Source organism: Flaviramulus sp. BrNp1-15, from assembly GCF_022259695.1.
In the GTDB taxonomy this organism is placed as follows: domain Bacteria; phylum Bacteroidota; class Bacteroidia; order Flavobacteriales; family Flavobacteriaceae; genus BrNp1-15.
Map to the genome: position 1 here is coordinate 2,215,262 of NZ_CP092099.1, position 15,353 is coordinate 2,230,614.

General features: G+C 29.9%; 14 protein-coding genes. 13 read left to right on the plus strand and 1 reads right to left on the minus strand.

The annotated features are described in order from the left end of the window. Window positions 1-158 precede the first annotated feature (158 nt). From MBM09_RS09750 to MBM09_RS09810, 13 genes are all read left to right on the plus strand, one after another. Window positions 159-833, plus strand: a complete 675-nt coding sequence (locus tag MBM09_RS09750) for an NAD(P)H-dependent oxidoreductase (RefSeq protein WP_238673530.1) — start codon at window positions 159-161, stop codon at window positions 831-833. A 24-nt stretch (window positions 834-857) separates the two neighbouring features. Continuing rightward, the gene (locus tag MBM09_RS09755) at window positions 858-1,835 is read left to right on the plus strand and encodes an LLM class oxidoreductase (protein ID WP_238673531.1); all 978 of its coding nucleotides are present in this window, start codon (window positions 858-860) and stop codon (window positions 1,833-1,835) included. Further along, a complete protein-coding gene (locus MBM09_RS09760; RefSeq protein ID WP_238673532.1) occupies window positions 1,828-2,643 on the plus strand; it encodes an SDR family NAD(P)-dependent oxidoreductase in 816 nt (271 codons plus the stop codon). The genes MBM09_RS09755 and MBM09_RS09760 overlap by 8 nt, the downstream gene beginning before the upstream one ends. Window positions 2,644-2,743: 100 nt before the next feature. Beyond that, window positions 2,744-3,793: a serine hydrolase gene (locus MBM09_RS09765; RefSeq protein ID WP_238673533.1), complete on the plus strand. Its 1,050-nt coding sequence runs from the start codon at window positions 2,744-2,746 to the stop codon at window positions 3,791-3,793. Between the two features lie 235 nt (window positions 3,794-4,028). Further along, a complete protein-coding gene (locus MBM09_RS09770) occupies window positions 4,029-5,177 on the plus strand; it encodes a hypothetical protein (protein WP_238673534.1) in 1,149 nt (382 codons plus the stop codon). A 371-nt stretch (window positions 5,178-5,548) separates the two neighbouring features. Then, window positions 5,549-6,604, plus strand: a complete 1,056-nt coding sequence (gene dcm / locus MBM09_RS09775; protein WP_238673535.1) for a DNA (cytosine-5-)-methyltransferase — start codon at window positions 5,549-5,551, stop codon at window positions 6,602-6,604. After that, complete coding sequence (locus MBM09_RS09780; RefSeq protein ID WP_238673536.1) at window positions 6,605-9,217, plus strand: EcoRII N-terminal effector-binding domain-containing protein; 2,613 nt, start codon at window positions 6,605-6,607, stop codon at window positions 9,215-9,217. A 4-nt stretch (window positions 9,218-9,221) separates the two neighbouring features. After that, on the plus strand, window positions 9,222-10,595 hold the full coding sequence (locus MBM09_RS09785) for a hypothetical protein (protein ID WP_238673537.1): 1,374 nt from the start codon (window positions 9,222-9,224) through the stop codon (window positions 10,593-10,595). A 306-nt stretch (window positions 10,596-10,901) separates the two neighbouring features. After that, window positions 10,902-11,540: a hypothetical protein gene (locus MBM09_RS09790; RefSeq protein WP_238673538.1), complete on the plus strand. Its 639-nt coding sequence runs from the start codon at window positions 10,902-10,904 to the stop codon at window positions 11,538-11,540. 451 nt (window positions 11,541-11,991) lie between these two features. Further along, on the plus strand, window positions 11,992-12,603 hold the full coding sequence (locus MBM09_RS09795) for a YqaA family protein (protein ID WP_238673539.1): 612 nt from the start codon (window positions 11,992-11,994) through the stop codon (window positions 12,601-12,603). 51 nt (window positions 12,604-12,654) lie between these two features. After that, on the plus strand, window positions 12,655-13,068 hold the full coding sequence (locus tag MBM09_RS09800) for a TonB-dependent receptor plug domain-containing protein (protein ID WP_238673540.1): 414 nt from the start codon (window positions 12,655-12,657) through the stop codon (window positions 13,066-13,068). An 86-nt stretch (window positions 13,069-13,154) separates the two neighbouring features. Then, on the plus strand, window positions 13,155-13,448 hold the full coding sequence (locus tag MBM09_RS09805) for a DUF3817 domain-containing protein (RefSeq protein ID WP_238673541.1): 294 nt from the start codon (window positions 13,155-13,157) through the stop codon (window positions 13,446-13,448). Continuing rightward, window positions 13,449-14,693 carry a mechanosensitive ion channel family protein gene (locus tag MBM09_RS09810; protein WP_238673542.1) on the plus strand — a complete coding sequence of 415 codons (1,245 nt, stop codon included), beginning with the start codon at window positions 13,449-13,451 and terminating at the stop codon, window positions 14,691-14,693. Window positions 14,694-14,720: 27 nt separating this feature from the next. On the opposite strand, the gene MBM09_RS09815 is transcribed toward MBM09_RS09810, so the two are convergent. Continuing rightward, window positions 14,721-15,296 (minus strand): DUF3575 domain-containing protein, encoded by a 576-nt coding sequence (locus MBM09_RS09815; RefSeq protein ID WP_238673543.1) that lies wholly within the window; start codon window positions 15,294-15,296, stop codon window positions 14,721-14,723. Between the last annotated feature and the right edge of the window lie 57 nt (window positions 15,297-15,353).

The following is a 15,353-nucleotide window of genomic DNA, read 5'->3' on the forward strand; positions in this document are numbered from 1 at the left end:
TATAGTAATTTTTTATATTCACATAATATTGATAATCAGCATTTTATAAAATATTTTTGTACTATCCTTTTTGACCGTTATTGTGAGGTTTAATAACTATACATACTTTTGTCACTATAAAATTTATAGTATTAATAATCATGGAAAACAATATCATAATGAATACACCAACAATTACAAAAGAGGAAGTTTTAAAAGCTTTTAAATTTAGGCATGCCACTAAAGAGTTTGATGCTACTAAACAATTAACAGACGATCAAATAAACTTCATCTTAAAAACTGCTAATTTATCACCAAGTTCTTTTGGTTTCGAGCCTTGGCATTTTGTTGTTGTACAAAATAAAGAACTGCGAGAATTATTAAAGTCTGTATCTTGGGGAGCGCCTTTAAAGTTAGATACTGCAAGCCATTTTGTGTTAGGTTTAAGCATGAAAGCGCCAATGGTTAAACACGATGCAGATTACATTATGCACATGATGAAAGAAGTTAAACAACTTCCAGAAGATGTGATTGAGATGTATTCTAAATTTTATAGAGAGTTTCAAGAGCGCGATTTTAATTTAGATACCGATAAAAAATTATTCGATTGGTCATCAAAACAAACCTATATTGCTTTAGGTAATATGATGACAGCTGCGGCTTTAACAGGCATTGATTCTTGCCCGATTGAAGGGTTTCATCAAGAAAAAGCAGAAGCTTTATTACAAGAAAAATTTGGAATTGATACCGATAAATATGGTTTATCGTTTATGGTGGCTTTTGGTTACAGAAAAGCAGAACCAGAATTCCCAAAAACCAGAAGAGCACTCGAGGACATTGTAACCTGGAAATAAGCCTAATAAAATAACGCGTTTAAAATGAAACCTTTTGAAACCATAAATAAAGCATACAATACTGTTTTTAAACAAAACGAATTAAGCGTTGGAGTGGTGGTGCCTATAGAAAAGTATTCTATGGGTCCGGTTCCAACCATGCAAGATCATTTACAACGTGTTAAACAAGTGGAAGCCTTAGGTTTTAAAGCTATTTGGATTCGCGACATTCCGTTTAACGTGCCTAATTTTGGTGATGCAGGACAAACCTTCGACCCATTTACTTATTTAGGGTTTTTGGCTGGTCAAACGTCAGAAATCGCATTAGGTGTTTCAAGTATTGCATTGCCTTTACATCATCCTGTAAATGTGGCAAAATCGGCTACAAGTATCGATCAATTATCTAATGGTAGATTGCTTTTAGGTGTGGCTTCTGGAGATCGTTTTGATGAATATCCAGCCATGGGAATCGATTATGAAAATAGAGGTGAATTGTTTCGAGAATCGTTCAATTATATTAGAAATGTACAAAGTGGTTTCCCAACTTTTAAAACTAAAAACTACGGAAGTTTACAAGGTAATATAGATATGTTACCAAAACCAACTGCTCATAAAATACCTATGTTAATGACAGGAAGTAGCAGGCAATCTTTAGAATGGAACGCCCAAAATGCTGATGGTTGGATGAATTATCCTAGAGATTTGTACACCCAAAACAACACCATAAAACAGTATCGAGAATTGGTTGCTAAAGCATCTGAATTCAACAAACCTTTTATGCAACCTATGTATTTAGATTTGCTAGAAGATGCAAACGCAAAACCGCAACCTATTCAATTAGGGTTTAGATTAGGAATTAATCATTTAAACAATTATTTAGATACTTTACGAAGTATTGGAGTGAATCATTTAGCTTTAAACTTACGTTTCAATACAATGCATATAGATCATACTTTAGAACAAATAGCTAAACACGTTTTACCAGAATTTCATTCAACTGAAAAATTAAAACATCATGAATAAAACCGTAATAATTACAGGAAGTACTGACGGAATAGGAAAATTAACAGCTTTAAAGCTAGCAAAAGAAGGTCATACAGTGTACGTTCATGGTAGGAGTGAAGCTAAAGTAAATTCAGTTATCAAAGACATAAAAGAAGCTTCAAATAACCAAAATATTAAAGGTTTAGTTGCTGATTTTTCAGATTTAAAAGCAGTTTCAAAACTAGCGGAACAGATAAAAAATGAAATTCCAAAAATTGATGTGTTAATCAATAATGCAGGTATTTTAAAAAGCAAAACAGCACAAAATGAAGATGGATTAGATATTCGTTTGGTTGTAAACTATTTAGCGCCTTATGTACTGACTAATGCTATACTTCCAATTATAAAAAATGCAGAAGCACCAAGAATTATAAATTTAAGTTCTGCTGCTCAAACACCAGTTTCAGAAGCTGTTTTATTAGGTAGAGAACAAGTTTCCGAGAATAATAGTTACGCACAAAGCAAGTTAGCTTTGACCATGTGGAGTTTTAATTTAGCCAAACAAGAACCTAATATTTCGGTAATTGCTGTAAATCCTGGGTCCTTATTAAATACTAAAATGGTGGCAGAAGCTTACGGGCAACATTGGTCTCCTGTAGAAAAAGGTGTAGATATACTTTACGATTTAGCATTATTAGAGCAATATAAAAACGATTCTGGTAAATATTTTGATAATGACAAAGGGCATTTCTCGTCAGCACATGCCGACGCCTATAGCCATGAAAAAATCAATAATTTATTAGCGCTAACGGATAGTTTGTTGGTTAAAAAGAATTTAGCAACTTAAAATCAATTCATCCATACTATTTTACAATTCAGTAACTTACAATTTCTTTTTGCTACAACCCTAAATATATTTGTAGCAGAAATTATTGTATTACAGAATAATGAAACATACCAAACCAAAGCCTAGTAAAGGAAAACAAATTTTTAGAATCGTATTATTTGCGGGAACGTTCATTTCCTTATGGTTCGTCCCTTGGATTTTAGTAAAAGCATGGATATTACCACTACCAGATTCTGTTCAAGAACAAGTTGATCAAACCTTAAGTTATGGTTTTGATGGTGTTATTGTATATGTAGATGAAGCCGGAAAACCACCAGCATTCTATGCAGCTGGTTATCATAACCGAGAACAAAAAATACCTGCTAATCCTAAGGCGTTATTCAAAATAGCAAGTATAAGCAAGCTTTACGTGGCAGTTGCTATCACTAAATTAGCGCATAATAATCAATTGTCATTAGATAAAACAGTAGCTGATTACTTTCCTGAACTCGTAGGAAGAATAGAAAATGCAGATGAAATTACCTTACGAATGATGGTACAACACAGAAGCGGTATTCCAAATTTTACAGACAATCCAGATTTTTGGGCAAATCAACCAAACACGAATATAGATGTACTTGAATATGCACTTGATTTACCAGCAAACTTTAAACCTAACAAAGATTATGGCTATTCAAATACGAATTATTTACTGCTTTCAAGAGTCATTGAACAAGTTACTGGAGGTCCTCGTCAAGACTATTTCAAGACCAAAATTTTAACACCTCTTGGGCTGAAAAACACTTATGGATCACTGGATGATGTAAATCTAGACGATGTTATGAGCGGTTATTATGTTGGCATTGAAAAGGACTTCAAAAATGAGAATAATGGAATGATGATAGCTACAGCAGAAGATGTTGGTATCTTTTTAAGAGCTTTAAACGATGGTTCGTTACTTAATAAAGACGAAATGGAAATCTATGCGTCTATTTATGAATTTAATCATGGAGGATTGGCTCCAGGTTACCAATGTATGGCAGAATACCATAAAGATATTGATGCTGTTGTTATTCAATTTATGAATACCACCGATTTTGAAGGCTACCAATGGAATTTATTAGAAATAACACACAGTCGCGTTGTTAAAATATTGCGTAAAGCTAAGTAGCTTTAAAAATTATATTCTCAAAAGTTTCTTCTTCAATATTAATAAAATCGAGTTTACGACATTCTCGAGCATATATTTATTAAAATTATGTGTGCGAGTATAGACTTTTTATGCAACGACTTATAGGACGGAAGTATCATGTGTGTGGAATCAATATACATTCATTTTTTTATGATTAATATCATGAAAAATGGTATCATCTTTTTTTACTTTTAGATAATTCAAAAGTTAAATTATGAAAAACTCAAACCATTCATTCAGTAGATCAATCAGTTATAATTTATTTATCCTTGGATTTTTATTTTTATTATCGGCCTGTAATAGCTCCTCAAATAATAAAACGAGTAAAACTGAAACAGAAGACATTGAAAAAGTTAATGATGTTTACTGGAATGTTAAAGCCATTCATCCAGACGGAAAAAGTTTAGATATTAAAGCCTTTGATGAAGCAGGCAAATCATTCGAATTAAAGGCAATTCAAGACTCCGATCAAACAAGCTTCTTAGATGTAAAAGTTATAATTGAAGGTGAGAAGTTACCCGTTAAAATGTTAGAGAGTTACAATCAATTTGTTCCTGTTGCAGCTATAACTAATGAAGGAAATAAGTATTACATTAAAGCAATAACTGCAGAAGGAGAAAAACTGGATGTTAAAGGAGTTGCAAGGTTTGGAAATATTATCATTATGAAAGCTATTACTAATAACGGAGATTTCTATGGCGTGAAAGCTATTTCACCAGAAGGACAACTTAATGATATTAAAGGAATAAAAATTAATAGAGGAGAAAGAGATATGATTTTAAAAGGTATAGGAATCCATGCACATGTAAAAGCAATGCACCCAAGTGTTAATGAAGATGACTTTTTAATACCTACAAAACAGAAAAAGAAAAGTAAATATAAAAATGATTTTAAAAGAATTATCTGGAATATTAAGGCGGTAACTGCTGAAGGTAAAAATCTAGATGTGAAAGCTTTTGATGCCGAAGGCAATAAATTTGATGTAAAAGCAACACAAGATTCTAAACAACATAGTTTTATAAATATTAAGGCATTTGTTGATGGGGTAGAACTACCAGTTAAAATAATGGAAAGTACAGACGAATATGCACCAGTTAAAGCTATTGGAACAAACGGTACTATTTACGATATTAAAGCATTAACCGAAGATGGTACAAAATTAGATATAAAAGGTATTAGTCGTTCAGGTAATATTATTAATGTTAAAGCTATAAATGAAAATGGGGAATTCTATGGTGTTAAAGCTTTCGCTCCAGACGGAAAACTTAATCAAGTAAAAGGTATTAAGGTTTTTGATAAAAACGTAGAGTTGAAAGTACAAGGACATCCAGTATATGCGCATTTAAAAGCTATCAATCAATAATTTGCTCAGTAGCATTTATAAAAAAAAATAACCAATATGGTACAAATGCCATATTGTACTATAATGTTCTGCGTGTCGCCTGTCTCGAGCATGTCGAGAGATAACTTGAGCTTTGGTAAAAAGCGAAAGTTGTTACTGCATTTTCTTTATTTTTTTCTTCTATAATTTTTTCTACAATGTTAATGAAATCGAGTTTAGGAGATTCATGAACACATCTAAAACAATATTAACCTTGTGAATAAACGCTCTTTTTACGAAACAACGATAGGAGAGTAATGGAATGTGTGTGAAATGAATTCATTTCATAAAAATTTAAAAACTATATGCAGAATTTCTTTTATCATTACTTAAAATTATTAAATTCGTGTTATATGGAGTTTATAGATTTATACGCAGGAATTGGTGGAATAAGATTTGCTTTTGAAGCTCATGGAAATGATTGTGTTTTTTCATCAGAATGGAATAAATATTCACAAATAACTTATAATGCTTTTCACGGAGAAATGCCATTTGGAGATATTCATGAGATAGAAAATATTAACGAACAAATACCAGATCATAATTTATTGACTGCTGGGTTTCCTTGTCAACCTTTCTCTTTGGCAGGAGTTTCAAAAAAAAATAGTCAAGGAAGATTACATGGTTTTGATGATCCAACTCAAGGAACAGAATTCTTTAAAGTAAAAGAGATATTAAGAATAAAACAACCAGAGACATTTCTTTTGGAGAATGTAAAAAACCTTAGGAGTCATGATAAAGGGAGAACATTTGAAACAATTTGTCAGTCTTTAACAGAGATTGGATATACTTATGCTTTCAAAATTATTGATGCATCTCATTGGGTACCACAACATAGAGAAAGAATATATATTATAGGTTTTAGAAATGATTTAGATATTACAGTTGAACAGATTGAGAATTTATTTCCTGAACCACCAGAACAAAGGATTTATCAATTAGGTGATATTATTATTCCAGAAGAAGAAATTAGAAAATTGTATGGTGATAAATATACTTTAGGTTTAGGAACGTGGAATTCTCTTCAAAGACATAGAGATAGACACCAAAGTAAAGGTAATGGTTTTGGCTTTAATATGATTCGAAGACCTTTTGCAGGAAATATTACTAGAACAATGTCTGCAAGATATTATAAAGATGGTGCTGAAATTTTATTAGAACAAGATGGTGATATTCCGAGAAGAATTACGCCTTTAGAAGCATGTATGCTTCAAGGTTTTCCTGAAGAATGTTACAAATTTTTTAATGGCGAAGTTCAACAGCCTGTTTCTGATGGACAAAGTTATAAGCAATTTGGTAATTCAGTAGCTGTTCCTGTTTTAACTGCAATTGCTGAAAATATGACTAATTTTATTGAAACAAATGATTTGCTAATAAACGAAGATAATGTTATTATCAACGAGATATAAATGAGAACTATACCAGAAATTGTTGAATTAATTAATAGCTCTGAAGAGAGTTTTATCAAATTTGCATCTGCTAATGATGCGGGTAAAACTGGTGGTCATCAAGCAGGTATATACATACCAAAAAATGTCATTTCTATGTTTCCAGAGATTAATGGACCAAGAGGTGAAAACAGGAATGAAATTGTTACGGTAAAATGGGAAGACGAAGTCGAAGAAGAAAGTAAGCTAATATATTATGGCAAAGCTAAAAATGAATATCGCATTACCAGATTAGGTAGAGGTATTAAGTTTAATTCTCTTTTCATTTTAATTAAATTAGATTACAAGGTTTATCAAGGATTTATATTAGATGAAAACAAAGATGAATTTCTTGACTACTTTAACTTAAACCCATCTAAAGTTGGCAAAGGAATTATTATAAAACCTAATGATAAAAATTCAAATACACAGATTGATCTTTTTGATAGTTCTGATAAAAATTTAGATAAGGAAATAGATGCTACTTTTAAACCTCGTGCGAGATTACTTCTTCAATTAGGAGATCAATTAATAAAAAATGAAAGCATTGCTTTGGTAGAGTTAGTTAAAAACTCTTATGATGCAGATTCTAATATAGTCGAAATCTATATGGAAAATGTAGATAATCCTGAAATGGGTATAATCATTATTGAAGATGATGGATTTGGTATGACTGCCGATATTGTAGAAAATGTTTGGCTTGAACCTGGAAGTGATTTTAAAACTAAACAAATTGCAAATTTAAAAGGTTCACCCAAATACAATAGATTACCTATTGGTGAAAAAGGAATCGGAAGATTTGGTGTCCACAAATTAGGCAATACAATAGAAATGACTACTAAAGCAATGAATTCCAAAGAAGTTTTTGTTAAAATAAATTGGGCGGATTTTGATAAATATAAATATTTAGAAGATGTTCCTATCAAAATTGTAGAAAGAGAAAAGCCTCAAATTTTTAAAGGAGAAGAGACAGGTACAAATATTGTCATAAGTAATTTAAGGAAGAAGTGGGAGAGAGGAATAGCTAGAGAAGTGAAACGCTCAATTACTGCATTAGCATCACCTTTTGAGAATAATGATTCGTTCAAACCTTCTTTTGACATATTGGATAAACCAGGTTGGTTTGAAGGTCTATTGAAATGGGATGATGTAAAAGATTACTCTTTATTCAATTTTAAAGTCACTATTGAAGGAGGCATAATATCAAAATTTGAATACCATTTTACTCCTTGGGAGACAATGACTAAATTGTTTCCAAATGATATTTATGAAGATGATAAATTAATTGAAACCTTAAAACAATTGCGTTTTAAAAATGAGAAAAATAAAGAAGATTTTTTTTCATTGTCAGATTATAATATTGGTAAAGTAATATTTGAAGGCTTTATTTTTGATTTAGATTCATTTATTCTAAAGCTTGGTGTGTCTGACAAAAAAGGATTTAAAGATTACATGAAGTCAAACGGAGGTGTTAAAGTTTTTCGTGATGGATTGAGGGTATATGATTATGGAGAGCCAGAAAATGATTGGCTTGGGTTAGATTATCGACGTTTTCAACAACCAACGAAAGCAGTAAGTAATAATTTAATATTAGGAGCTGTTTATTTAGATAGAAAAGATAGTAGCGATTTAAGAGAAAAAACTAATCGTGAAGGGTTTGTTGAAAATAATGCATATAAAGCGTTTAAAAATTCAATAGTTCATTCCTTAGACTTAATAGAAACTTTAAGGTATACTGATAAAAGAAAATTAAAAGAGATTTATGGGCCTACACCAAAGTCAGCTCCTCTAATGAGTACTTTAGGTGAAGCAAAATTATACGTAGAAGATAAAGTAAAGGATTCTGAGGTAAAAACACAAATAGTAAAATATTTGGTAAAAATAGAATCTGATTTTAAAAGGGTTAGTGAAAATTTACTAAAAGCAGCTGGTGCTGGCTTAAGTATGTCTGTTGTAGTTCATGAAGTAGAGAAGATTTTGTACGAAGTAACAAAAGTTCTTAAGGTAGAAAAAGGTTCGGACAGAGTTTTAAAATTAATAAAGCACTTATCATCTTTAATAGATGGCTATGCCGAAATAATAAGAAGATCTAGCAAGACAACCGAAAATATAATAGATGTTATTGAACAAGCTTTATTTAACGTAGAATATAGATTGGGCTCTCATAATATTGAAGTAATTAAAGAATATAAAAATTATGATGGTAGTAAAAATATTAAAATTGCTAAAAACCTCTTGATTGGAAGTTTGATGAACTTAATTGATAATTCTATTTATTGGTTACAACAAAAATATATTAAATCAATTGAAGACAATATTGATTTTAAAAAGAGAATCTATATTAACCTCCAAGAAAGTGATAAATTAATCAATCTAATAGTATCGGATAATGGAACTGGATTTTTAATACCAACTGATGATATAACAGAACCATTTGTTTCTGCAAAGTCTGGAGGTATGGGATTAGGGTTACATATTGCAAGTGAAATAATGGAAGCACAAAATGGTAAATTATTATTTCCAGAAGAATATGATTTTGAAATTCCAGAAGAATATAAGGATGGAGCAACAGTAATACTTTCATTTAAAAAATAAAAATATGAGTATACCAATAAATGGAAGAATTGCTATAATTGATGACAAAATTAACCAAGCACAACCTTTAATAAATATTTTATCAAAAAATCAAAAACCTCACACATATTTTTCTGGTGATCCAAAATATTTGCCCGTTGATGGTGAAAATTATAATGATATTAGGGTTCTATTCCTAGATATAAACTTAATAGATGATGCTACACATCAGGATAAAGTTTTGAAAGCAAAACTAGTTCCTGTACTAAAGAGAGTTATTTCTTCAAAAAATTTCCCATATGTTATAGTTTATTGGAGTAGAAATGACAATGAATACGATAGCTTAATAAAAGATATTTTTGATAATGATTTAGATGACAGAAAACCTATTGGTTTTACTTCTGCTAATAAATCAGATTTTTTTAATTATGATGGTACAGAAACTGAAGATTCTGAAGAAAACCTAGAAAGTCTTTTTGGAAAAGTAACAAATTTAATAAATGATGATCCTGTTCACAGTTATCTATTACAATGGGAAAATCAAATACACCAATCAACGGATTTGACTTTACAAGAGGTTTTTAGTTCATACCATGAATTTAAAGATTGGACTGACAATGCTAATTTTATAATGAATAAATTAGGAAGTAGCTATTCTGGAAAAACCTACAAAAGCCAAATCGCAGAAAATAAACTCAAAAGTAGTTTTAATGCTCTAAACATTGTCCTAAATGATACTATTGAGCATACTATTAATACTACCGCGATTGAAAAGCCACAAGAATTGCAAATTAGTGGAAATATTCTTTCTGATAATATTTATTCAATAAATAGTAAACTATTATTAAATGGAGCAACTGATCCTATAGAATATTCAGGAGCAATAATTGAAGATATTAATCTTAAAACGGAAGCTATTTTTAAAGATTTATTAAATAATTCTATAGATAGAAATCACATACAAAATATAATTCCTGATATTGATAAAGTGGATAAAACAGAACGAGAAATTTCTAAACTCGTGGATAAGAATGCTAAGGCAATTCGTGGAAATATTAGGAAAGAATGGAAGAAAATTTATTGTACAGTTACACCATTATGTGATTATGTACAAGGTAAAAACGAATATAATAGATGCGTAAAAGGTATGTTGATTAAATCTGATTATCTAGACTATATTGATGATAAATCAGAAGCTATTTTTATTTCTCCAATTTTTGATTTAAAAGGAGAAAAGTATATTCTAATATTAAATTTTAGGTACTTTTTTACATCTACTAATACACATAACATCAAGCACATTAAGCCTTTATTTAGAGCTAGACAACAATTATTATCTGAAATTCAATCAAAATTAGCACGACATATAAATCGTCAAGGAATATTGTTTTTATCTTAAAATTTGTGACGACCTCATAAAATTTTGGTTAAAAAAATAGGAGTAATGAGCGTGCATATTTTAGGCTATACAAATGCAATTATCCAGTGGATGATTGTTTTTGGATACAACACTTAACTAAAAGTCTCCTTCAAATCGTATTTAGCTAAAAATGTACACTGTACATTTTCTTTACACTAAATAGTCTAAAATATAGTGTAACTCTCCGCAATTATTTTTAAAATTATATGTAGTCTTGATTTTTTTGTTTCTTTTTTTACCAAGAAAAAAAGATAATTTACCTTAGTCTAAGCAAATAATATTATAATGAAGAATCTTCTGTTTATTGCCTTTATAAGTATTTTCTTTTCTTCTTTTTCTCAAACCTTTGTTGATAATGTAGATAGAGTAGCGGTGGTGGTAATTGATTACTGTGTAGACGATAATGGAAAACGATATGATATAAAGATAAACCAAGAGAAAAGTACTTATAAAAACGAAGGGTGGAGATTAGGTTGTCTGGAACATTTTAAAAATGCAAAATTGATTTATCCCATGAAAATGACTAATGAATGTTGGCAATCCGTGTATTACTTCGTCAATTCTAAATATAAAACTTATGAATTACCTGCTGAAGAACGTTTAAAATGCAAAGATTTTCATCGAGGAAAGTATAAATATGAGAATCCTGCTTACAACGAAACTATAATGAATAGAAGAAAGAATCGTCAAATTGAAAAAGGCGGTTTAGGAGGTAGACAGGTTTATAAAATAAATTGGACTGATAATCATAAATATGAACTAGAAACTATTAAAATGCCTTTAGAAAAAGATAAACACAAAGAAGGTAATCTTATTTCTGTTGAAATTATAGAAGTTTTAAATGATAAAACGTATCTGTATAAATCTCAAATCACAAATAAAGAAGATACTAATATTGTATTTGGTTTAATTACAAAAATATAAACATAGTTCTATTTTACATAATTATTTTAATCCCTTATTTTTTAAAACTTTACATAAGTTCGTGAATCTCGTAAAAACTCGATTTCATATAATTAAATCTCTTAACGTAATGCCACGAGAATCTCTTAAAATAAATTTTGTTGCATAATTATTCAAATACGCTAAAATTTCAATTACATTTTAAAATAAACTAGAGGTCGTAAAAGGCTGTAACATAATTGTTGACGATATAGACCTAAAGGCACTATATCTACAATTATATTAAATACGCTGTATTCGCCATTTTACTCATACAATATATTTGTACTATAATTTATATTATGTAAAATAGGGTTTTTAACCATTAAATACTATACTTCCCTTTGTGTTAAATAATGTTTAAATATAATAGACTGTTATTAATATTAAAAACAAACAATTATATTTGCGAGCCTTAAATTGCTATAACATAATGAAACCTAAATCTAAAGCAGAAAAATCTCGTCTGCAATTATTACATCAATACTATAACTATACTGGCTTTTATAAGTTTGTTTGGAATGCTATAGTTAAAGCATTACCATATGTTATTGCTATTGTTGCTGCGGTTTACATAATAAATCATTTTTTTGATATTAATAAAGCCTTAACTCAACTTACCGAAATCTTACCAGCTTATGGTGTATTGAGTTTCTTTTTTGTTTCAGAAACACTTTTAGGTCTTGTTCCACCAGAAATTTTTATTGCCTGGGCAGGAAAAATGTATAGTCCGTGGTTTTATTTGGGGCTTTTAGCCTTTTTATCTTATGGTGGCGGACTTTTAGCATATTGGATGGGACGCACTATTACCAAAATACCTTCGGTACATAACTACTTAGAGGTAAAAATGGAAAAACAGCTTAAAAACTCTAAAAAATGGGGTGGTTTTTTAATAGTTGTTGGTGCTTTATTGCCACTACCCTTTTCTATATCTTGTATTGCAGCTGGTCTTATTGAATTTCCGTTTAAAAATGTTATGGCTTACGGCTCTTTAAGATTATTACGCTTTGCTATTTATGGTATTATTATTTTTAATGTACTCTAAATAAAATACTTAGAATATATTTTTTATATTTATTGTAAATATAAAAACAGTATGAAAAATATAATTTTAATATTACTTTTCAGTTGTATTGCCTTTTTTAGCTGTAAATCTCAAAAAACAGACGATTTAGTTTTACATACTGCTAGACAACCAGCAAATGAAGTTATGGTTACTAATGCAGAAGTTTCTTTAGCCGATTATTTACGTCGTATCGCTGGTGTAGTTGTTAAAGGCTCTGGTCCAGATTCTATAGTTCTTGTTCGCTCAGGAGGAAATTCAATAGTAAACAGTTCAGAACCTCTATTTTTAATCAACGGAATCCCATATAATGGTGATTTTAGAAGTCTTTCAAACGTTATTTCTGTTGCCGATATAAAATCTATTCAAGTTTATAAAGATGCTTCAGATACATCGTTTTACGGAGTTCGTGGAGCAAATGGTGTTATTAATATTAAATTAAACTAAAATCATTCAGATTTAAGTTATATAACACTTCATAATTCTTTTTATTCCTATCGCTTATCATTATTTTTGCATGTAAATTATCATTTATGTTTACATTCTTAAATATATTCAGAATTGTCGCTCTTTTAGAGGGTGTTTCTTATATTTTATTACTGTTTATAGCTACTCCTATTAAATATCTAGCAGGTGATCCTTCATATGTTAAACTCTTAGGAATGCCTCATGGTATTTTGTTTATGCTTTACATAGTTATGGCATTTATGTTAAGAAAAGACCTTAACTGGAACAACAAACAATTTAAGCAAGTGCTTTTAGCTTCTATAATTCCATTTGGAACCTTTTATATTGATAAAAAGTATTTAAAAAACGCAGTAAAATAAATGGATAAAATTCAACATTTACTGTATGATTATTTCTTATCTACTGGGTTTTCAGAGGCAACGGCTAAGTATTTAAACATGCTATTGCTATTGGTAGCTCTTATAGTTTTAGTTTTTATTGTTGATTTTATTATTAGAAAATTACTCATTAATGCGTTTGTTCAATTTGCTATTAGATCTAAAACCAATTTTGACGATTTCTTAATTTCCAATAAAGTACCAAGGAATGTAGCGCATATCATTCCCTTACTGATAACTTTAGAATTTTTTCCTACCGTTTTTTTTGATTTTCCTGCCTTTGAAAATGTTGTTGAAAAAGGGTTACAGGTGTTTGCTATTATTCTAACACTTTGGATTGTAAGAAGTCTGTTAAATACTCTAAAAGATTACTTTAAAACGCTACCGCGTTTAAAAGACAAACCTATAGATAGTTACATACAGGTATTTATGATATTTGCCTGGGTTGCAGGTTTCATGTCGGCAATTGCTATTATTACTGGCATTCCGTTCTTAAAATTTGTAACAGGTCTTGGTGCTATTTCGGCTGTACTTATTTTAGTTTTTAAAGACACCATTTTAGGTTTTGTAGCTAGTATTCAAGTATCTATAAACGATATGGTGCGTATTGGAGATTGGATAACTTTTGAGAAATATGGTGCCGATGGCGATGTTATAGAAATTACTTTAGCTACGGTAAAGGTTCAAAATTTTGATAAAACCATTACCACAATCCCTACTTACGCTCTAATTTCTGATTCGTTTAAAAACTGGCGTGGTATGACGAGTTCTAACGGTAGACGAATAAAAAGAGCCTTAAATATAAAGTTAGAAAGTGTTAAATATCTATCTGATTCAGATATTGAAAATCTCAAGAAAATTCAGCTTTTAACATCATACCTAAATAAAAGACAAACTGATATATCAACTTATAATCAAAACCATGATATTGATAAATCGCTTTTATTAAATGGTAGAAACCTTACTAATATTGGTATTTTTAGAAAATATGTTGATACATACTTAAAAAACAATTCTGCCATAAATAAAGAAATGACCATTATGGTGCGTCAATTAGAACCTACTTCACAAGGTATTCCTATTGAATTATATGCCTTTAGTAAAGATAAACGTTGGGAAAATTATGAATATATTATAGCAGATATTTTCGACCACCTAATTGCTTCATTACCTTATTTTAACCTTGAAGTGTTCGAATTACCAAGTAGTTCTAGTTTTAAATCCTAATTGGCCTCAGACCTATCATAAAAGATTTTACTTGAGTTTATAAACAAGCATCAAGCCTCCTCTGTAAGGTAAAAACTCACCACTTTTATTGTAGTTTGTAGCACCATCTTCTCGTTCACCTGTTTCTAATGAGTAGCCTTTATAGTACGCTTGCTGGCTCCCTCCTCCTAGAAATAATTCTAGATTTAATCGTTCATTTAATATAAACTGATAGCCAATAGTCATACCATAAAATAGACTGTATCCATCTTGGTAATAATCGGTATCAAAATATTGTGGTTTTTGTAATTTATATTTACCACCTCCTATATGAGCTCCAAAAAAAAAGCCATAACCACTTTCTTTTGTATAATATCTAAACTCAGGAAAAAGTAAAATAAATTTCATGGGCACACCATCAATTGTCCAAAATGAGGCTGCGGCATCTACTTGAAAGGTTGTTTTTTCTCCTATGGTAAATTCTGCACCAAAATTAGGAACAGCAATTAATGCTGTAAGCGCGTTACCTTTAATACTTGTTTGAGATAACGTAATAAAAGGAAATACAATTAATAACCCTAAAACAAGGTATTTTTTACTAATGCTTAATAATTTATCTATCATTTATAATGAAAAAAGGACTCATTTCTAAATTAATGAATCCTTTTAAATATAAATTAT

What these genes read in the sequence shown, in the direction of transcription:
- MBM09_RS09750 (WP_238673530.1), top strand. Translation starts at nt 159, where the DNA reads ATGAATACACCAACAATTACAAAAGAGGAAGTTTTAAAAGCTTTTAAA.
- MBM09_RS09755 (WP_238673531.1), top strand. Translation starts at nt 858, where the DNA reads ATGAAACCTTTTGAAACCATAAATAAAGCATACAATACTGTTTTTAAA.
- MBM09_RS09760 (WP_238673532.1), top strand. Translation starts at nt 1,828, where the DNA reads ATGAATAAAACCGTAATAATTACAGGAAGTACTGACGGAATAGGAAAA.
- MBM09_RS09765 (WP_238673533.1), top strand. Translation starts at nt 2,744, where the DNA reads ATGAAACATACCAAACCAAAGCCTAGTAAAGGAAAACAAATTTTTAGA.
- MBM09_RS09770 (WP_238673534.1), top strand. Translation starts at nt 4,029, where the DNA reads ATGAAAAACTCAAACCATTCATTCAGTAGATCAATCAGTTATAATTTA.
- dcm (WP_238673535.1), top strand. Translation starts at nt 5,549, where the DNA reads ATGGAGTTTATAGATTTATACGCAGGAATTGGTGGAATAAGATTTGCT.
- MBM09_RS09780 (WP_238673536.1), top strand. Translation starts at nt 6,605, where the DNA reads ATGAGAACTATACCAGAAATTGTTGAATTAATTAATAGCTCTGAAGAG.
- MBM09_RS09785 (WP_238673537.1), top strand. Translation starts at nt 9,222, where the DNA reads ATGAGTATACCAATAAATGGAAGAATTGCTATAATTGATGACAAAATT.
- MBM09_RS09790 (WP_238673538.1), top strand. Translation starts at nt 10,902, where the DNA reads ATGAAGAATCTTCTGTTTATTGCCTTTATAAGTATTTTCTTTTCTTCT.
- MBM09_RS09795 (WP_238673539.1), top strand. Translation starts at nt 11,992, where the DNA reads ATGAAACCTAAATCTAAAGCAGAAAAATCTCGTCTGCAATTATTACAT.
- MBM09_RS09800 (WP_238673540.1), top strand. Translation starts at nt 12,655, where the DNA reads ATGAAAAATATAATTTTAATATTACTTTTCAGTTGTATTGCCTTTTTT.
- MBM09_RS09805 (WP_238673541.1), top strand. Translation starts at nt 13,155, where the DNA reads ATGTTTACATTCTTAAATATATTCAGAATTGTCGCTCTTTTAGAGGGT.
- MBM09_RS09810 (WP_238673542.1), top strand. Translation starts at nt 13,449, where the DNA reads ATGGATAAAATTCAACATTTACTGTATGATTATTTCTTATCTACTGGG.
- MBM09_RS09815 (WP_238673543.1), bottom strand. Translation starts at nt 15,296, where the DNA reads ATGATAGATAAATTATTAAGCATTAGTAAAAAATACCTTGTTTTAGGG.